The following is a 19,123-nucleotide window of genomic DNA, read 5'->3' on the forward strand; positions in this document are numbered from 1 at the left end:
GGAACAATTGTGAACAAAAGATCAGCACGTTCTGCCGCACTCGCCTTTTTAGCGAGCACGGCCATTGGAATCGCCGGCTGCGGAAATCCGTCAGCGGGTCCCTCGCCTGCGCCAAGCGCTTCGAACGATATCGTCAGAACGGGCGACGGCGTTCGCCTCGGGTCAGGATGGTGGCCGGTCGAATTTCACAATGGGCTGACATTCCGCTGGGTAACGAACGACGCGGAAGTGACAGCTTGCCCCGACGCCAACAATCGCACGCTGGCCATGATGATCGAACCCGGCCCGGGCGTGCGCAGCAAGCCGTTTACGTTGCATGTCCTTGGCAACCACGGCGACAGCGAAACGTCGGTCGTGAAAGCGGGCCAATATGTGAAGGTTACGGTGAACCAAAATGCGCCCGCAGAAACGTTCGTACTGCACGCGGATAGCCCGAATATCCCAACGCCTCGCGACCCGCGCCACGTGCTAAACTTCCGCGCGCGCAGCATCATCTTGGGCTCTTCGGCCGGCGACTGCAAGAACGAGATCGTGTATGACGCGTCGCCTTTGGCAGTGGGCAAGAACTGGTACCCGTATGAAACGTTCAACGGGCAGAGTTTCCGCTGGGTCGACAACGACGCCCAAGTCACACTGACCGCCGCGCAGCCGCGGCCTTTCGTCCTTGAAGCCGAAGTGGAACCGGGTCCGAGTCTCGGCGGCGCGCCGCTGGCGATCGCCGTGCGCAATGCCTCCGGAAAAACCATCGTGCAAAGCGCTCCGGTAAAAGGCCGCAACTACGTTTCGCTGCGGATTCCGGCCCAGCCTAAAGGCACCGTCCTGGCCCTTGCCGTCAACAGCAAGAACGTCAAAGTCGCCAACGACAAACGCACGCTGAACTTCCGAGTCTTCGGGTTGAAGATCAAGCCTTAAGAGTTAGCGATGGCTGCAAAAACGCTCAAGGAGCTGCGCGACATTCTCGCACGGCAACGGCGCCGCGACAAAGAGATGCGCGCGCAGCTCCAAAAACTCGCGAAGCTTCCATCGGGAAATCTCAGCGATGCGTTCGCATCTGCGCTCGAGGAACGGGATCGCCGGCTCGCCGAGCTGCAGCGCGAAGCCGATCAGCGCCTCGCAGAGCTGGAGGAGACGAAAACCGAAGCCGACACGCGTCTGAGATCCGCCGATCGCCGCTTGCAACAGCTCAACGACGCGGTTGCCGAGTCAGAGCGGCTGAGAGCGCACGCCGAGAACCTGCAGCAACTCCTCGAAAGGAGCAACGACGCGGTCGAGCGCACCGACAAGGCGCTCAAGGAAATAACCGTTGAAGCGCAGCGGCGAGAAACGTTGCTCGTCGAAAGCAATCAGATGATCGCCCAGCTGGACGCCGCGCTGCGCGCCAAAGACGCCGATTTGGCGGTGTCGCAGAGCCAGGCCGCGGAACTGAACGCGCTGTTGCACGCGTCGGCCGATACGCAAGTGGCGGCGCTTCTGGCGCAGATCGAGTCCTTGCAAACGCAACTCCAGATCATGACCCAAGCCGCGCAAGAACGTCTGGTCGCGCTCGAAAGCAACGCGCAGGCCGTGCGGGACCTTCAGGCCAGACTGGCGTCCGGCTCAGGGGCTTAAGGCGCGCTCGGCAATGTGGACGGCGTTTTCCAACGCCTCCAACCGTTCTTGCGCGACCTCTTCGAGCAGCTGATTTTTTTTGGTGAGCGCGTCAACCGTGGCTTGCAGTCCTTTAGAATCTTTCTTCGATCCGACGGCGCCTTCATCGAGGCCGGCGACCCGTTCCGGGACAGTTTTCCACCAATCGCTGCTCTTCTCGTAGCCCAAATCTTTGAGCAGATCGGGGCATGCAGCCTCAAAGCGCTGCGCGAGGCTCCGGTCGAAGTAATTTTTCCAGTCGCCGGCCTTGCCGTTACGGTAGTGGCTGAACTCTTGCTTGTCGCCGGGCTTGCGGCCGCCGCTTCGCGTTGTGAACGACAGGCGGTCGATGACGGTTTGGAGGACGTCGTCCGGAGCCTTCCACCCGAAAAAATCGAGAATGCTGCGAAACGCTTTCTTTTGATCGGCTATGATCCATTCGTACGTCAGCACGTACTCGGTCTTCGTCTTCGGCTTCTTCGCCCACGAGCGCTGCGCTGCCGATGACTCCCAAAATGTGTACATGGCGACTTCGAGCTTGCCACGGAGATCGAGCGCCAGCATCGTCGGACGGATGATTTGAATGTGCTCTTCCGTGACGTGGCTGTATGCGGTTGAAAACGCCCAGGAAACGATCGAGTCACGCGGATCTCGCAGGACGGCAATACAGCGGTCGTCTTTACCGGCATAGGTTTTCCAAGCTGAGTAGCCGACGTGATAGATGGGAGCGACAAACGAGCCTTCGGGTTCTTTCGCAAAGTCTGCAATGCTGTACATGCCGCCGGGCGGCGGCGCCAAGCGCAGCCCGCGCTGTAACGAAAAGATGTCCGGATCGCTCAGGACATCTTTTATCCATTGGCTGCCGGCTTTACCGAGGGTTATGTGCGCAAATCGCACGGTCGATCTCTTTAGGCTGTGCCGGCGTATTGGAAGACGCGGAAGTTCAGTTCACGCGGATCACCCGGCGTCTTGTGTCCTTTGGAATCAACGCGCAGAATCAGCTCGACCCGCTCGCCCTTCGGGATGGGAACGTCCACACGTTGCCGGTCCGTGACCTGGACGTCTGTCACCAGCTTGGTGTCGTTTCCGGTTTTCTGCAATACGTGTAAGACGAAGGGTTTGTTCTCGAGTCCCGGTCCGGACTGCAGATCGAGATCCAGGTGTTTCGTGCCGTCAGGATTGGAGATTGTGACCTTCGCATCGTTGCTCACCCAGCGGAACGAGGCGTCACCGTGTTTTTCAATCGGATGCCATCCCGTTCCCAATTCCATGTCCGCCGGCAAGACGTCGCGATCGGCCCGCTGGACAGCTGCTTCAAAAACGCGGAAGTTCAGGATGCGCGCATCGTTGGCAATCGTACGTCCGCCGCCCTCGACATGAAAAATCAAACGGTAGATTTTCGGACCCGCCGGCGGCAACTCGATTCGAATGGGCTGTTTCCCGCGCACGTCAGCGCGCGCAATCTCTTTGCCGCTCTCCATGACCTGCAGCGTAAACGGTTTCAACCCTACGCCGGGACCGGGTTCTAACGTAAGCACCAGCGCGTGACGCACCGGCTGCAAGGCCACCACCAAAAGTTCCGCGTCGTTGCTTGCCCAACGAAAGCGCGTACCGGCGAAAGACTCGACCGGGTACCATCCGCGGCCGAGGGCCAAATCGGGCGATTCGGCGATAATATCAGGAACAGCAGCTGTCATAGCCATACCCTAAATCTTCCCCGGTCCCATGGCACAACCTGTCGGGATTATGAAGACTTTACGCCCTCTCAACGAGGGGTTCGGTACGAATTCGGAACCCAGCGGCCTGCGCGTCGCGGTGGAACATCTTGACCGTATCGAGTGAGTACTCGGTGAGATCTTTGTTCACGAGTGCGAGTTTGGCCAAAATATCGTTGGTCACGGTTATGATGTGGCAACCGATCTCGTCAGCTTGAAAGACGTTGAGGAGCTCGCGCGGGCTGGCCCAAATCAGTTCCACCTTAGGGTACGCGGCGAGGACTTGGAGCGCTTCGCGCATGAGCGGAATAGGGTCCCGTCCGGTGTCGGCAATGCGGCCCGCGAAAATCGAGACGCATGCAGGCGTGGCGGAATCGAGTGCGCCGCACACTTCGCGCACCTGATCGACGGTCATCATGGCCGTGACGTTCAGCTTGATGCCGTCCCGCGAAAGACGCCCGATCAGCGGCGCCGAGCTTTCGGAGCGCGTGTTGGTTACCGGAATCTTTACGTAGACGTTTTCGCCCCACGTCGCGATCCAGCGAGCTTGCCTCTCCATTTCATCGAACTCGTCGGCAAAAACTTCGAACGAGATCGGCCTGTCCGGCACGACGCTCAGAATATCGCGCGCGAATGTCTCGAAATCTTCGATTCCGGCCTTCCGCATCAGCGTCGGATTCGTGGTAAATCCCTTGATGTACGGTTTCTCATACATCTCGAGGATACCGGCCTTGTCCGCTCCATCGGCAAAGAGTTTGACTTTCAGAGCGGTTACTCGATCGGGAATCATGCTGGAGTCCTTTCGCGCTGGAGTATCACTTCGACGGCCTCTTCCAAAGACCGGGTAAGGATGTCCGCCGGAACGTCGGCGGGGGTTTCCTTATACCGGCGGTCGACGAAAACGGTCGTGCATCCGGCGGCTTGGCCGGCCAGTACGTCCTTGAGACGGTCGCCCACGATATAGCTGCGCGATGCGTCCAAACCAAAATCGGCGCAGGCGCTGACGATGAGACCCGGCTTGGGTTTGCGGCAATCGCATCGGTCGGCATCGTCGTGAAAGCACGTATAGATTGCCTCCACGCCGGTGACTCGTTTGACCTCCGCGTTGATGGCGTCAACAACCGCACGCTGCTGAGTTCCCCGCGCGACGTCGGGCTGGTTTGTTATTACGACCGAAACAAAGCCGTCGTCGCGCAACAGGTTGACCGCGGTCCGCGCGTACGGATCGATTCGAAGGTCTTCCAACGAATCAGGCGGATGCGGGTTGCCGCCACGAAGAACCGCCTGATTCACAACGCCGTCCCGATCGAAAAACACTGCCCGCCTCAGCGAACGGATTCCCACTTCGTCTCGCGCTTCTTCAACTTCGGATGTGAAACTAATCCATGCCAGATGACGGCTTGGAACGCCTCCGAATGCGGCGTCACATGGGCGTCGTTTACAGTTGGAACGATTACGCATGCGTCGGCGACGGTCGCCGTATAGCCGCCGTCACGCCCGACGATCCCTAGAATCGTGGCGCCGACCTGCTTTGCGTACTTCAGAGCGTTTACGAGATTGGGACTAACATTTTTTTCGAGGTTGCCGCCGCCGACCGAAAGCACAAACACGGCATCGCTCGATTTGAGTTTACTGACTTTCAGCCACTCTTCAAATATAGTGGGCCAACCTTCGTCGTTCGTTCTCGCCGTTAACTCTGAGACGTTATCGGTCGGCGCATAGGCTTCAATACCGACGATCTTTCGAAAATCGTTGACCGCATGCGATGCGTTGCCTGCGCTACCGCCGACGCCGAGGATAAAGAGCCGGCCATCACGGTCGCGCAGCTTTAGGAGGCGATCGACGATCGCCTCGGCCGCTCGCGCGTCGAGCGCATCTAGGACCGCCTTCGCTTCGGAAAAATATGCGTCAAAGAACATGAATGATTCCCTACGGCGATTGTGGCGGCAGTTTCCCAAGCACCTGCAGCAAAAGCCCCTTGGGTACAGTGCCTTGGGCAAGAGCCGTTTCCCATGCAACGGCATTCTTCTGCAGCGTCTTCCTATCGGCGTGTATCGAGAGTACGACCTCGACGCCCGCGAAAGTCGGATTCCCGTACACAGGGCTGACCGCACCGGTTTTTTGATACAGGACCCTGAGAGTGACGGCCTTTGCACGACTCGATCGCGCGTGACTGGCAAGAGATCTTACCGCCGCGGCTTCCAGCGCGTGCAGACCCGCGTTGCCGACATTACGGTCGTGAACCAAACTCGTTACATACGGCGTAGCGTCCCATAAGAATAGTGTCGTGGCGGCGTTCGATCTTGCTTCGATGACGTTACCGAGTGGCAATCCCGTGAGGTCAGCTGCAAGCGCCACCTGGCATGCAATTGCGAAAGGGAGCAACAGCCCTAAGATTCCGCCGGCGAATTTCCTTAACAGCTCCATACGATTCGCTTTCCCGCTTATCGCGAGTTTTTCTTGTTTGATCATGACGTCATTTTGGGATCGCGCGCCATCATTGTATTCTGCGCGGCTTAGGCGCCAACGCCCCAAGCAGGCTTGCGCGCGGCTCCAATCCCCAATAGGTCACGCGGGCGGCGACGCGCCGGCGATCGTGAATCATCAACGATTGGTCTTTACTGAAGTAAAGCTCAATGACGTGCTTCCCCGGTCGCAAGTTTGTGTCCCATACGCGTTGGAACGTGCCGAGTTGTACGCCCTGACCTTGTAAGCGGTGTCCGTCGACCACCGGCGTAATGACAGTGGAGAAATGATCGACCGCGATACGCGGAACTTCTCCGTCAAGGATGAGATACGGGGACGCAGCTTTTGTCTCGAAGACAACCCGGCTGTGCGCTGATATCCACCCGTCTTCGTAAATGCCGGAAAAAACGATATGCGGGTCGAGGAGATCCTCCGGAAAATTCCTGATAGACGAAGGCGCCGGCCATCTCCTGTAATCGTCCTCTGAGATCGCCGAGATGTTTCGTCCGAAAACTGTGATAACGCGCGGATCGAACGGTATGTCGGCGCCATAGAGGCGCATGAGACCCGTTCTCGGCCGCGCAAAACGCTTGCCGACAATTCCCATGTCTATGCCGACGTATGCGGCGCCCGCTATGATTCTCGGCTCCACAGGATCCGAAATGAGTTGCGCCGAGCCGCGGCCCACAGAGTGAAAACTCGCGATGTTGCGGCCAATGACGCGCACCGGCGGCAATTCGTTCACGCCGTCTGCGGCGAGCGTCGACGAGATCGACAGCACAATGCGCACTTTGGGCGAGGGCTGCAGAATATTGAGCAAAAGGTACCTTCCGAGCGCCGACATCGTATCCTGACGCAAGAAATAGTCGGGTTCAAGTTGGTACAGAGACACTTTTGCCACTTCTTGCGCGCCCGGCGCGTAACCAAGTGAGGATTCGACGAAACTGACGTGGTTTCGGACCTGGTTGTACGGCACCATTCGGAAATCATCAGGCGAATACGGATGGGCAGTCCGGTTGAGTATCGAGTCCTGCGAAGTACTCTCCATCACGATCGGATTTATCGTGACGATATGCTGCATGAGCGGCGCGCGGAACCACGCATACTTATGATGAGGTCTGCGGCCGAAATCCATCTTCCGCGGCTGCTCGAAGTGCTTGGCTAAATGGATGAGGCGGCCGGCTCTCTCTTCGATAATGTCTCGCCGGTGCCGGAAGAACGGGAAAGGCCACTCTAATATGCCGTGATTGCGAAAGTCGCGCGTGATAAAAAAGATCGGCAGGTTTTGCGTGTAGCCAGTTTCGTACTTGGCGAGTGAAACCAAGGGAGCGTCGGAAATAACCGCCCCAATACCGTGTGGCATGCGAAGAGCGCTCAGCTGTGCGACGAGGTGCGTCGGAGATGCGTGAGCGACCTCGACAAAGCCGCCCGATTCGGAACCTGGCAGATTGCGGCTTAGCTCCACATATCGCCAACCCGTAGCGCCGTTCAACACAACGAGGCCTGCCACCGCAACGACCGCCAAAACCCGCGGGCGCATGCGCACGGCCCAAACTGCGACGATGGCAAAAATGAACGGCTGCATGTACATCGCGATCTTGTAGAGTCCGAAATGCGCATGATTCTTGAACAGGACGACTGCAAGCACGAGCATCGCCGCCGTGACGATAGCAGCCCCCGTTCCCAGTATCGCATAGCGCACCGCCAATACAAAGACGGCGATGGTCATCAGCATCGTCAAACCGATGGCAATCGACAGCCACGGCTCCGGCGGAAGCGTCGCAATGGCAAAAAATCCCCACACATTTCCGAAGCCGCTCGGTATCAGGTAGTAGGGGAACCGCAGGTCTACCATCGAGACACGTGCATCCGTCGGCACTGCCGAATTAAAGCGGTGCGAAATCAAGAGCAGCATCGTGAGCAGATTCTGCCCGGCCACAATAACCGCCACAAGTGCTATCGTGGCCAAGCTAACTGCAGCATTGCGGACCTGAGCCTTACCGCGTATCAACCTCAGCCCGCCGTAGGCGCCGATCGCGATAACCGTAAAAGCCAGCAGCTCGGGATAAATCAGCAGTTGCCCGGCAAGCACCACGCCGCATAGGGTGATGCGCCCCGCCGTCCGGCGAGATACCGGGGCAAACGTCTCCGGACGCAAGAACAAACCGAGCGACGCGCAGAGTATCAGCAACCCGTAAACTTGTCCCAGGAGTTGGTCGAGCGTTCCCAGCACGGTCAGCGCCGACGCCGCGACCAGGGCCGCGGTAACCCACGCAACCTGCGGCCGCGAAGAGCGCTTGAGCACCATCGCCGCCGCCGCGAGCACCATCGACAGATATCCGGCCACGATGAATGGCATGAAGCCCTGCACACCGCGCAGCCCTGTCAATGAAAGTACGAGAGCCAGCAACAGTTCCACACCCGATCGCTCGCCGCCGACAACGTATTCGAACCAGTACGTCGTGTCGTAACCACGATAGATCTGGTCGGCATGGACCGGCGGCATCTGAAAAAATGATTGATTCATGAACCGGTCGGCCGCCAGTGAATAGTTCAGCATATCGTCGTTGCTGAAGCTCACCCAATTAAATCCAAAGTCGAAAAACGGTCTGCCTATCAGCGCAAAAGCGACGAACAGAACGACCGCGAACGGCCAGAGTTGCCGCCACGGAAAATGCGGCCGAATCTTCCAGAGAACTGCCGCTGCCCCGATCAGAAGCACCGGGACCAGGAAATGGGCAAATGCCTTCACCGGTAAGCCCGCTTGGCTCATCGTCACAGTCGGCAATAAGAACGTAACGGCCCCGACCGCCGGCGAGATGAGGACGTTCGTTAGGATGGAACGTCGGGCGTTGAGTAGCGACACCATCGCAAACCCTACAAGGAAAAGCGAGGCGAAAATGCCGAGCGAGAGCAATGCGGGGATCATTGGTGATGCAACAAAAAAAAGTTATACAGCAAGGTGAGCTGCTAACTCTGGCCGTTTTCTCGCCCGGCGAGGACCGCCCTGCCGCTCGCAAGAACACGGTTGCTAGGTGAAGGCGCTTGTATTGGCCGCCGGGGAAGGGAAGCGTCTGCGCCCTTTCACAGACACGATTCCGAAACCGATGATACAGGTCGGCGGCAAACCGATCATCCAGCACAACATCGAGCTGCTTGCGCGCCACGGCTTTGATAAGATTTTCATAAATCTGCATTATCAGCCTGCGGCGATCGTGGATGCGCTGGGAGACGGCCGCCGTTTTGGCGTTTCGATCGCGTATTCTTACGAAGAACGTCTTTTAGGAACGGCCGGAGCCGCGGACAAGCTTGCGCGAGAACTGGACGGCGCGTTCCTCCTGGTATATGGCGACAACTTGTCCGATATCAACTTGACAGCTTTGCGCGCCTTGCACGAAAAACGTGACGCCGCTGCGACGATTGCGGTGTTCAAGCGTGCCGATGTCGCGCAAAGCGGCGTCGTTGGAATCAACGACAACGGGAAGGTCTACGCCTTTCAAGAAAAACCAAGACCCGATCGGGCGTTCAGCAATTGGGTGAACGCCGGCTACATTTTCTTTTCGGAAAGAGTCTTCAAGTATATCCCACAAGACAGTCCGAGTGATTTTGGCCGCGACGTCCTGCCCATGATGCTCGAAGCTGGAGAGCGCCTCTGGGCGTACCGAATGCAAGAAAAGCTCTGGTGGATTGATTCGCTTGCGGATTACGAGCGAACCTTACGCGAATTCGAGGAACCCGCATGAGTCGCACGATCATAGTCACCGGTGGAAGCATGGGCATCGGTAAGGCAGTCGCAGAGCGGTGCCTGCGCGGCGGCGCGAATGTCTTCTTCTGTGCGCGAGAAAAAGGTGCGCTTGAAAGAACACTGGACGAGCTACAGGCGGAGTTCCCCTCGATGGTTGGCGCTGAAACAGCCGACATTTCTCGCGAACAAGACGTGACTCGTCTATTCGAGTCAGCCCGCAGGCGTTTCGGCGACGTCCATGCCGTCATACATGCCGCCGCCGTTTTGGGACCGATTGGAACGATCGTGGATGTCGACCCCAGGGACTGGTTACGCACGATCGAGATCGATCTTTTCGGCGCATTCCTCGTCGCGCGCGAAGCCTGCAGGCAGATGAAGAGCACCGGCGGCCGCATCGTCCTTTTCTCCGGCGGCGGAGCTTCTGCTGCACTTCCGCATTATAGCGCCTACGCGAGCAGCAAAGCGGCGGTCGTGCGCCTTACGGAAACCATCGCAGGCGAGATGGCACAGTTCGGCATCGAAATCAATTGCTTAGCCCCGGGATTTGTCATCACCCGCATGCACGAACAAACACTGGCGGCGGGCTCGAGCGTCGCTGGCGAAGAGTACTACGAGCGAACCAAACGCGAGGTAGAGGCAGGGGGCGCGTCGCCGGACGCTGCTGCCGAGGCGGCCGCGTTTCTCGCGTCGGATGCGGCGAAAGGAATCACCGGCAAGTTTGTGTCCGCCGTTTACGACGGGTGGCGTGAATGGCCGGCACACGCGAGCCAGCTACGCGCGAGCGACATCTTTACGTTGCGGCGAATCGTACCCAAAGATCGTGGAATGGACTGGCAGTGATGCAACTGCGCGTGGGCGTGGTCGGCGCCGGGCTCATCGGCGCACGGCGCGCGCGAGAGGCAGCAGCGAATTCAAGGTCTGCCGTGGTCGCCATTGCCGATGTTAACGGGGAACAGGCAAGAATTGAAGGCGCCAAGTATGGCGCCCGGCATTACGAAGCTTGGCGCAAGATCGTCAACGATCCCGATATAGACGTTGTAGTGGCCGCTACTCCCAATGCGTTTCTTGAAGAAATCGCCGTGGCAGCTCTCGGCGCCGGGAAACACGTACTCATCGAAAAGCCGATGGGACGCAGCCTCAGCGAAGCGGAGCGCATCTATGCCGCGGCGCAGCGTTCGAAAGGTCTTTTAAAAATCGGCTTCAATCATCGCTACCACCCGGGAATCTCGAAGGCGCGTGAGCTCTTGGCCGAAGGGCACATTGGCGAACTGATAAATATTCGCGCCACGTACGGTCACGGCGGGCGCCCTGGGTACGAACTCGAGTGGCGTGGGAACCCCGAGCTCTCAGGCGGAGGCGAACTCACGGACCAAGGCGTTCACGTTGCGGATCTGATCAATTGGTTTGCCGGTACGCCTACAACCGCATTCGCTTTCACGCAAACCGCCGTCTGGCCGATCGCTCCCCTCGAGGACAATGCCTTTGGGTTGTTTCAGTTTTCGAACGGAGCGGTCGCAAGTTTCCACACTTCCTGGACGCAGTGGAAAAACAAGTTCCTGTTCGAAGTCTTCGGAACGGGCGGTGCACTTATCATAGATGGCCTAGGTGGAAGCTACGGCGATGAAACGCTGTCGGTCATGCGACGCGCTCCCGAGGGCGGTCCACCCGCGCTTAAAACGCTAACCTTCGAAAAAGGCGACGATTCTTGGAAATTGGAGTGGAACAGTTTCGTAGACGCAATCGTCGGCAACAAGGCTTACACGGGAACCGCCGACGACGGCTTAGTTGCGATGCGTATGCTCGATGGGCTCTATCGGTCGTCTCGCAGCGGCAACGCGGTAGACATCTGACGAGCGAACGCCTATGGTTTGACCTTCCAGGGCTGCCAAAGAGCTAACTCAAGCGCTATTTGTTTGCCGATCCAGGTTTGGGCCGCCGGCGTTTCGTGATAATCTTCCGTATAGAAAAATGGAACCCTAGTCGGAAGTTCCTCAGCGCGCTCCATGCTTGTTAGCAGCTTCAGCGTTCGCGCTCCGGACGAAACGGTTACATTCTCAATATCGCGCGCTGTTGAATACGATTCACCCGGACCATGGAAGAATTCGTCAACTGTGCTGCCGGGCACGTCGTAAAAATTGTAGTACGCCAGAAGAGAGTACTGATCGTGCTGGACCATTTCCAGCGGCGACGCCGCATGCGCATCCGGCATCGGAACCATGAGCAGCGCAGTCCCTGCCTTTCCCAGGTCTCGTTTTAGTTTCGCAAAATCACCAGCGATAGCCGCTCGCCACACGTTTCCTGCTTGTAGCGCCGTGTGAGTCTGCATTTCGTGGTTTATCGTCCCGCGATCTATCAGAAATACTACGACATCCGCTTCACCGTCACCATAATAGGTAGTGATGAATTGGGCGGTGTCGCTGATCCCGTCTCCCGAAAAGCGATAGGGAATCACCCGGGGGCACCGCGGCAGCCGTTTCGCCTCGAACTCGCGATATAGGCCGGCCTCGAGCTGCCCGGGGATCGATTCCTGCCACATCACGTTGTGAAAGCTGGCAGAGTTGCCGATAAACACGACCCGGTAGTCGCTCGCGGAGACACTGGGAACCGCGAGCGTCCCGTCCGCGCCGATATCAATGGGTCCTCTCGGATTTACGTCGTCAATACTTCTTATTCGGCGATTGCCGCTGTCGGCGAATATAATCGTTCCATTTGATTCAATCGTAATTCCTCGCGGGACGTCGGCCATTGCTTGAACAATAGATCCATTTGCATAGCCGCCGATGATGAAACTGTCAGAGCGCCTGCCACTCACGAGGACGCGCGTCATGGTTTCGGATCCGATAGCTCCGTCGAGCGGAAATCTGACGAATCGAACGGTATTGGTTCGAACGTCAGTAACCACCACCGAATCACGGTCGAGTGCAACGACACCGCATGCAAAGCCGACTGTTTTGGCGCCGTCTTCCCAGGGCTCAGCCTGATCAGTAAAATTGACCGCTTTGTGACTGGCCCCCGCCATGAGATTTATCGATTGGCCGTCGGTGTAAGCGAGCAGTAGATTCTTGCCCGTGCCGCGAGCTGAAATGCCGCAAATGTCTGGGTTCTTCATGGGAACCGGAAGCGTCGTTACAGTTCCGCCTGCGTCGATTTTCCGCACGCCCACGCCGCGGTCCGCAACATAGAGATTCCCGCCGGCGTCAATCGCAATGCCATCGGGCTGGTTGAATTGGGCTTCCTTCCCTTTTCCATCCCTATTGCCACGGGTTCCCGGCGTGCCGGCAAACGTTGTCACCGTACCGTTCGATATTTTTCGAATGACGAAATTGAACTCATCGGCGACATATACGGATCCGTCGCCGCCGACGGCGACACCGACCGGCCGATTGAACCGCGCCGCCATTGCGCGCCCATCCAGAAATCCGCCGATCCGTTGCTGAGCGGTCATCCCGGCCGGCGCCAATCCCGCTACAGTGGACACGCGGCCCGAATGAATCCGGCGAATATTTTGCGCGCCGCCGTCAGCTACGTAGATCGAACCATCGCCGCCGACGGCGACCCCGTCCGGTTCGGTAAATGATGCTTTCGCAGTGGTACCGTCCGCCAGCCCGGCAAATCCACTGCCCGCGACCGTCGAAGTGAACGGTGCTCTGTCTTGTCCGGCCGCAGCGCAATTCGCAAACGAGCGCGACGGCACTGCGAAGCCACAAATACTCAGTGCAAGCCCGAAGGCGGCGGATCTCGTAATCAGCCCGCGCACAGAACCTCGTTTTGGATGTAATTCACGGAGCGCCGCAAGCCTTCACGCAGGCTGACCTTCGGTACCCACCCCAAGCGGAGTGCCGCGGATACATCGGCGAGTGTGGCTTGCGCCTCAGCGGGCAGGTCCGGCTTAAACTCCGGAACGATCGAAGATCCCAGTAGGGTCGCGATCTCCGCGTATATTTCGTTGACGCTGTAGTTCACGCCGCTTCCGATGTTAAATACTTGGCCATCCGTCCGATCGTCATCAACGCACTGCACGTGAAAATCGTTGACGTCGTCGATGTAGACAAAATCGCGGCGTTTTTCCCCGGAGCCATAGATCGTCGGACGCTTGCCCTTGAGAAGTTTGATGATGAAAGCGCTCATGACCGGCGGGATCGTGCGCCGGTAGTCTTGCCGCGGGCCGTACACGCAAAAATAACGCAAAGCTGTCGTTCGCATGCCGTAATAGCGCCGGTACGCATCAGCAAATGCCATTCCAGCCAGCTTGCTCACGGCGTAAAAGCTCTCCGGGCGCACGTCGCTTTCAGGAGTAGGCAGCAAACTCGAACCTTCGTACAACGCCGATGATTCAGCGTAGATGACTTTTCCGACTCCGCCCCGCCGCGCCGCCTCAAACACATTAACGGTACCCGTCACGTTGAAATCGCTCGTTTCAACCGGATCGGCTTGGCAATCGGCGATGCAGTTCTTCGCCGCGAGGTGAAACAGGACGTCCGCGCCCTTAACCAGCGGATAGATCTGCGGCGAGCGTATGTCAACGCGGTGAAAGTCAGCCGTGCTGGGTACTTGCTCGCGCACGCCATAAGCAAGGCTGTCGATCGCGATCACCCGGTAGCCCTCATTCAAGAGCCGGTCCGCCAGATTGCTGCCGATGAACCCGGCTGCGCCCGTGACGACGGCCGTCTTACCCGGCATGAATGAATCCCGAGTCTGCGCCGGCGGGAGCCACGAGATGCGGCTCCTCGCGCTCGAGCGCGCGCGGGGCCTTGCGCATGAAGGCCCATTTCATCCTGGCCAGCTCTTTGAAGTTCCGGATAGTTCCTTTGATCGGATCGTATCGCGTGTCTGCGTCGTTGCTCCAAATGACCGGAAACTCAAGAATGCGGTAGCCGTGCTTGAGGGCGCGAAGAATGATCTCTACGTCAAACATGAACCCATCGGTAATCGCCTCTGAGAACAACTGGCGCGCAACCTCCCGCTTATACAGTTTGAAGCCGCATTGCGTATCCGCAATGTACCGCGGCACGCCCATGACCGCGTGCACGACTCCCCGGTATACCAGCGACCCCGCTTTGCGATAGAACGGCTGCTCCTTGCGGATGCTTCCGCGCATCCGTCGCGAGCCGTTAGCGATATCGCACATGTCCAGCTCGAGCATTTTTATGCCAATCGTCGCGATCTCATAGGGAACGCAAAGGCCCGAGTCCGCAAACATGACGATGTCACCGCGGGCTCGCAGCATCCCAAGCGCCAGCGCATGGCCCTTTCCGCGATTTCGCTCGTAGGACAAGACGAGTAGCTCCGGATGCTCTCTCTCGAAGGATGCCGCAGCTTCCGCGGTGCCATCCGCCGAGCCGTCGTCCACGACGATGATTTCGCCGGCGATCGAGTTCTCGCGCAAGAAATCGCTTGCGGCGCGGATGTCCGCGCCGATTTTCGTGGATTCCTTATACGCGGGTATGACGATGCTCAACCCGATGCGGCCCTGGGTCATATCCTATCCTTCGAACTAGGCCCTGAGAATTCGTTTTATCTGCGCCGAGATGCCGGCCCCGAACGTCAGGTAACGATGTCCCAAGAAGCCCAGCGGGACGTTTATCGCGATGGCGAGCAGCTTCGCGAGGAGCGGCGTTAAGCCGAAGACCCGGAAGGCGACCTCGACGACCCCCAAGCTGATAAGCCACAGAACGAAAGCGACCGCCAAATACGTGCTGAGCTGGCTCCCGACGGTGCGGTCGTGAGAGCGAAAATTCAGATACTTATTTAACGTGAAGTGCGCCGAAATCGCCAGCCCATACGACAGCGTCACCGCCAGCGCGAGAGCAAGACCCGCGCGCATGAACAATTGAAAGCTGCCGATATCGACGCAGAAAACGGTTCCGCCGATGGCGAGGTAGCGTGCGAACTGCCAGCGGATGGCCGCACTGTGAAAAGCCGGCTGTAACATTGGCGGAGTTAGGCTGGAGCCGGGGGCGTCTCGGCGCGCCGCCGGTGGAGCGGCACGCTGCTGTTGACGAGCAAGTTGCTCACCACGCGCGACCCCGTGAAATCCATTCCCCAGTCAAGCCTGGCGAAGCCCTTGCTCGCCATATACTCCGTCAGGACGCGGCCGCCGCGAGGACAGTACAGCATCATGAATCCGCCGCCTCCCGCGCCGGCGACTTTACCGCCGGTGACGCCGAACTCGCGGCGCACGTGCTCATAAAGCTCTTCCATGGCGTTCACGGTTATCTTTGAAGACATCCGCTTCTTGGCCAGCCAGTGGTCGTGCATCAAGTGCCCGAACTTATCGAAATTTCCGGCGCGCATCGCTTTTCCGATCTCTTTACCGATGGCGGCAATCTCGACAAGAGCACTTTCCACCGAGGGCTTACCGTTCGAAGGCGCGCTAGAGCGCAGCGCCTCGTTTTGCTCCTTCAAGATATCCGTTGTGTCGCGACGCACGTTCGTATAGTACAAGTGCGTTTTCGAAACGAATTCCGCGAGAAGGTAGGGTGAGAGCTCCAAGCGGGTTGCGGTTACGGTGCCGTCCGGATCGATGACGAGTTCAGTCAATCCGCCGTAGGCTGCCATAAATTGGTCTTGCTTCCCAATCGGCTTTTTCAACGTTCCGAGCTCGATCTCGCACGCTTCCTCCGCAAGGTCTTGCGAGGTCGTCGGCATCTGGCAGTAGGCGCGTAAAGCGTTGAGGAGTCCCACGAGATAGCAGCTCGAGGAGCCAAGGCCGGTTCCAGCCGGCAGGTCGGCCAGCGAAGCGATCTCGATTGCGTCGGTGACGCCGTGGAACAACAACGCTTCGCGCGCCAGCTCGTGGCGCAAGAGATGCGCGCTGGAGACGGTCTCGCTTTGCGTATAGTGCAAACGCACGAGCCGGTCTGCGAGCGGGACGTTGAGCGCGACGTACATATACTTGTCGATGCCGGCGGCCAAAATATAGCCGCCGTGCTTTTCGTAAAAGCTCGGCAAGTCGGTGCCGCCTCCACCCAGGGTAATCCTAAAAGGCGTGCGCGTTACGATCATGGTGCGCTGAGGTTTTGGTTAGCGGGCGCCGGCGGCGACCGTAACCCGCGCGGCTTCTTTGCTGGAACGATACCAATTGATCGTTTCGCGCAGGCCGTCGGTGAACGACGTCGATGCCGTAAAGCCGAAGTACTCGCGCGCGCGTGTGACATCAAGCTGCCTGCGCGGCTGCCCGTTCGGCTTGAGCGCGTCGAAAACAATGTCGCCGTCAAACTCGCAGAGCGCGGCGATCGTTTCGACGAGGTCCTTAATCGAAATCTCCTCGCCGCTTCCCAGGTTCACCGGCTCAGCTCCGTCATACCGCTCGGCGGCCAGCACTAAGCCGCGCGCGGCGTCCGGCGCGTACAGAAATTCACGGGTCGGCGAACCGTCGCCCCAGACGACAATTTCCTTGTCGCCTCGCTCCTTAGCCTCAACACATTTGCGAATCAGAGCCGGAATAACGTGTGAGCTCTGCGGATCGAAATTATCGCGTGGGCCGTAGAGATTTACCGGAAGCAGATAGATGGCGTTCATCCCATACTGCTCGCGATAGGCTTGGCACTGCACCAGCAAAGCCTTTTTCGCGATCCCGTACGGCGCATTCGTTTCTTCCGGGTACCCGTCCCAGAGCGACTCTTCATTAAACGGAGTCGGCGCAAACTTCGGGTAGGCGCAAATCGTTCCGACAACGATCGTTTTTTCCACGCCGTTCAAGCGTGCTTGCTCGATCAGTTGGATGCCCATCATAGCGTTGGCATAGAAGAATGACCCGGGGTTTTCCTTATTCGCGCCTATGCCGCCAACGAGAGCTGCTAGATGGAAGAGCACGTCGGGGCGCGCATGCGCAAACATACGCCGCACTCCCTCAGCGGTCGTCAAGTCATAGTCCGCACGCCGAGGCACGAAGACCTCGCGAGCTCCCAAACGGTAAAGTTCCTCGACTACAAAAGAGCCGAGGAAACCTGAACCGCCGGTGACACAAACGCGTTTGGTCGCCAGATTCATTGCGGCATTATTGTACAACGCTGGGCCAAAAGAACCTAGCACTGAGACCGGTCTAAGGCCGTTCTGCCTGAGCCATAACGGAACGTTAACGGCGCCTAAATAAAAGTGCGCTCTTTGCGAGCCGCCCAAGCAAGCTGGCGCCGTCTCAAAATGCTTTGTAGACGATATGCGCCGAAGGGGCATTGAGAATCACGGCAACCGAGACGACAACGACGGCGAGCGTCGTGCACCAGGCTGCACGAACGTACCGTGAGGCGAGGGGCGAGCCCGCGCCCGTAAGCGTCAGCCACGATTCCTCGAGGTATTTCAAGCCCGTCAGTAGCAGGGCGGCGCTACTCAGAACGAGCCCAGTTGCCAGCAGAACCGCCGGGGCGCCCAAGATCCGTGCGAACTCGGCGAGCTGCACCCAGCTCGACCAAAACCAGAGCATCGCAAAAGCGAACCACCAGAACGTCAGGCCTCGTGACGCCGCCGCGTAGAACGAGTTCGCGCGCAGAGCGCGATACCGGGCAGCCCCGAGCAATTGCGTCAGGAGAATCTGGTGCAATTTGTTAACACTTACGCCCAGCCCCAGCAGAACGCCGAAGACAACGAACATCGATGTACGCCCGTGCCAGAGGCCGATAAGAAAGAACGTCACAAAATAGACAAAGACTCCGAGATATGGCTCGGCGCTGCGAGACGGAAAACGGCGCATCAAGCTCAGCAGCAATGGCGAATAGACGTAGGTCTTCAGCCAATTGGAAAGCGTCATGTGCCAGCGGCCCCAAAATTCGATGAAGCTCGTCGCGATGAACGGGCGATTAAAATTCTCCGGAAGCTCCAGCCGCAAGAAACGCGCGGTTCCGATCACAAAGTCCATGTAGCCCGAAAAATTGATATATACGTAGACAGGAAAAATAGACAAAACCAACGCACCATCGACGACTCTCTGAGCCGGTGAAAGGTGCGGCGTTAACGCGTGCACCACTACAGTCTGCGCATAGAAAAGAAGCGGCGAAAGAACGCTGACTTTGAAAAAGCCGGCCACGATTCGCTCTAGCGCCCTGCCCACCGCGGCCTGATCTAGCGCTGCCGGCTGCACGCTTTCCGTCCGTAGATAGTCCGGGTAGAGCTGAATCGGGCCGGAAACTAGACTTGTGAAATTTAAAGTGTAGTTCGCGTACGAGAGCAAACCGACGCGGTCCGGCAACGCATCCTGGTATGCGTCTATAACTAAGTGCAGTACGCGAAAGAATACGTACGACATTCCAACAGTAAAATAGACGATCTGCAAGAAGAGCGCGTGAGGCACAAACGTGTATTGCTTGAGCAGGCAGAAGAGAAAAATCAGTGCCGCCAGCAGAACGATAAAAACTGCTTTATTCTTATGGACCTCTACGAGCTTCATCCCGGCATACCCGAGCACGAGCAACCCTCCAAAGGGGACAAGTTGGAGCGGGCTGTGCGTAAATGTCAGCACGAATCCGATATTTGCAAGCAAGAGTATCGACCGGCGCCAAGGGGCTGCGTTCGAGATGTTGATCAGCGCCGCGACGACGGTGGCGAAGCCCAGGAACTCGAATGACGGAACGTTCAC

At 58.2% G+C, this 19,123-nt stretch carries 19 protein-coding genes; 5 read left to right on the forward strand and 14 right to left on the reverse strand.

The window, feature by feature from the left end; translation table 11 throughout:
* Positions 1-9: 9 nt before the first annotated feature.
* Positions 10-912: a hypothetical protein gene (locus VFO29_09590; GenBank protein HET9393752.1), complete on the forward strand. Its 903-nt coding sequence runs from the start codon at positions 10-12 to the stop codon at positions 910-912.
* A gap of 9 nt (positions 913-921) precedes the next feature.
* Positions 922-1,608: a hypothetical protein gene (locus tag VFO29_09595; protein ID HET9393753.1), complete on the forward strand. Its 687-nt coding sequence runs from the start codon at positions 922-924 to the stop codon at positions 1,606-1,608.
* On the opposite strand, the gene VFO29_09600 is transcribed toward VFO29_09595, so the two are convergent.
* From VFO29_09600 to VFO29_09630, 7 genes are all read right to left on the reverse strand, one after another.
* Positions 1,597-2,523 carry a sulfotransferase domain-containing protein gene (locus tag VFO29_09600; GenBank protein ID HET9393754.1) on the reverse strand — a complete coding sequence of 309 codons (927 nt, stop codon included), beginning with the start codon at positions 2,521-2,523 and terminating at the stop codon, positions 1,597-1,599. The two genes, VFO29_09595 and VFO29_09600, sit on opposite strands and share 12 nt — an antisense overlap.
* Positions 2,524-2,534: 11 nt before the next feature.
* Positions 2,535-3,329 carry a hypothetical protein gene (locus VFO29_09605; protein ID HET9393755.1) on the reverse strand — a complete coding sequence of 265 codons (795 nt, stop codon included), beginning with the start codon at positions 3,327-3,329 and terminating at the stop codon, positions 2,535-2,537.
* A 52-nt stretch (positions 3,330-3,381) separates the two neighbouring features.
* Positions 3,382-4,131, reverse strand: a complete 750-nt coding sequence (locus VFO29_09610) for a transaldolase (GenBank protein HET9393756.1) — start codon at positions 4,129-4,131, stop codon at positions 3,382-3,384.
* Positions 4,128-4,685, reverse strand: coding sequence for an HAD-IIIA family hydrolase (locus VFO29_09615; GenBank protein HET9393757.1), 558 nt, complete (start codon positions 4,683-4,685; stop codon positions 4,128-4,130). Before VFO29_09615 ends, VFO29_09610 begins: the two co-directional genes overlap by 4 nt.
* Positions 4,667-5,260, reverse strand: coding sequence for an SIS domain-containing protein (locus VFO29_09620; GenBank protein ID HET9393758.1), 594 nt, complete (start codon positions 5,258-5,260; stop codon positions 4,667-4,669). Before VFO29_09620 ends, VFO29_09615 begins: the two co-directional genes overlap by 19 nt.
* Before the next feature lie 10 nt (positions 5,261-5,270).
* Positions 5,271-5,768, reverse strand: coding sequence for a hypothetical protein (locus VFO29_09625; GenBank protein HET9393759.1), 498 nt, complete (start codon positions 5,766-5,768; stop codon positions 5,271-5,273).
* Between the two features lie 70 nt (positions 5,769-5,838).
* Complete coding sequence (locus VFO29_09630; protein HET9393760.1) at positions 5,839-8,736, reverse strand: hypothetical protein; 2,898 nt, start codon at positions 8,734-8,736, stop codon at positions 5,839-5,841.
* A 106-nt stretch (positions 8,737-8,842) separates the two neighbouring features.
* Between VFO29_09630 and VFO29_09635 the strand changes: the two genes are divergently transcribed.
* The 3 genes from VFO29_09635 to VFO29_09645 are packed head-to-tail and all read left to right on the forward strand — an operon-like array spanning position 8,843 to position 11,402.
* Positions 8,843-9,550: a nucleotidyltransferase family protein gene (locus tag VFO29_09635; GenBank protein ID HET9393761.1), complete on the forward strand. Its 708-nt coding sequence runs from the start codon at positions 8,843-8,845 to the stop codon at positions 9,548-9,550.
* Positions 9,547-10,392: an SDR family oxidoreductase gene (locus VFO29_09640; protein ID HET9393762.1), complete on the forward strand. Its 846-nt coding sequence runs from the start codon at positions 9,547-9,549 to the stop codon at positions 10,390-10,392. Before VFO29_09635 ends, VFO29_09640 begins: the two co-directional genes overlap by 4 nt.
* Positions 10,392-11,402, forward strand: a complete 1,011-nt coding sequence (locus tag VFO29_09645; protein HET9393763.1) for a Gfo/Idh/MocA family oxidoreductase — start codon at positions 10,392-10,394, stop codon at positions 11,400-11,402. Before VFO29_09640 ends, VFO29_09645 begins: the two co-directional genes overlap by 1 nt.
* Before the next feature lie 11 nt (positions 11,403-11,413).
* Here the strand turns inward: VFO29_09645 and VFO29_09650 are convergent, their stop codons facing one another.
* The 7 genes from VFO29_09650 to VFO29_09680 all read right to left on the reverse strand — a co-directional run bounded on the left by VFO29_09650 (position 11,414) and on the right by VFO29_09680 (position 19,123).
* Entirely contained in the window at positions 11,414-13,012 is a 1,599-nt protein-coding gene (locus tag VFO29_09650) for a hypothetical protein (GenBank protein HET9393764.1), read from the reverse strand.
* A gap of 284 nt (positions 13,013-13,296) precedes the next feature.
* Positions 13,297-14,232: an NAD-dependent epimerase/dehydratase family protein gene (locus VFO29_09655; GenBank protein ID HET9393765.1), complete on the reverse strand. Its 936-nt coding sequence runs from the start codon at positions 14,230-14,232 to the stop codon at positions 13,297-13,299.
* A complete protein-coding gene (locus VFO29_09660) occupies positions 14,222-15,031 on the reverse strand; it encodes a glycosyltransferase (GenBank protein HET9393766.1) in 810 nt (269 codons plus the stop codon). The genes VFO29_09655 and VFO29_09660 overlap by 11 nt, the downstream gene beginning before the upstream one ends.
* 15 nt (positions 15,032-15,046) lie before the next feature.
* Positions 15,047-15,484, reverse strand: coding sequence for a GtrA family protein (locus tag VFO29_09665; protein HET9393767.1), 438 nt, complete (start codon positions 15,482-15,484; stop codon positions 15,047-15,049).
* An 8-nt stretch (positions 15,485-15,492) separates the two neighbouring features.
* Positions 15,493-16,557, reverse strand: a complete 1,065-nt coding sequence (locus VFO29_09670) for a hypothetical protein (protein ID HET9393768.1) — start codon at positions 16,555-16,557, stop codon at positions 15,493-15,495.
* Between the two features lie 18 nt (positions 16,558-16,575).
* Entirely contained in the window at positions 16,576-17,544 is a 969-nt protein-coding gene (locus tag VFO29_09675; protein ID HET9393769.1) for a GDP-L-fucose synthase, read from the reverse strand.
* Between the two features lie 145 nt (positions 17,545-17,689).
* On the reverse strand, positions 17,690-19,123 hold the full coding sequence (locus VFO29_09680) for an MBOAT family O-acyltransferase (protein ID HET9393770.1): 1,434 nt from the start codon (positions 19,121-19,123) through the stop codon (positions 17,690-17,692).

It is taken from the genome of Candidatus Rubrimentiphilum sp., from assembly GCA_035710515.1.
GTDB lineage: Bacteria > Vulcanimicrobiota > Vulcanimicrobiia > Vulcanimicrobiales > Vulcanimicrobiaceae > Rubrimentiphilum.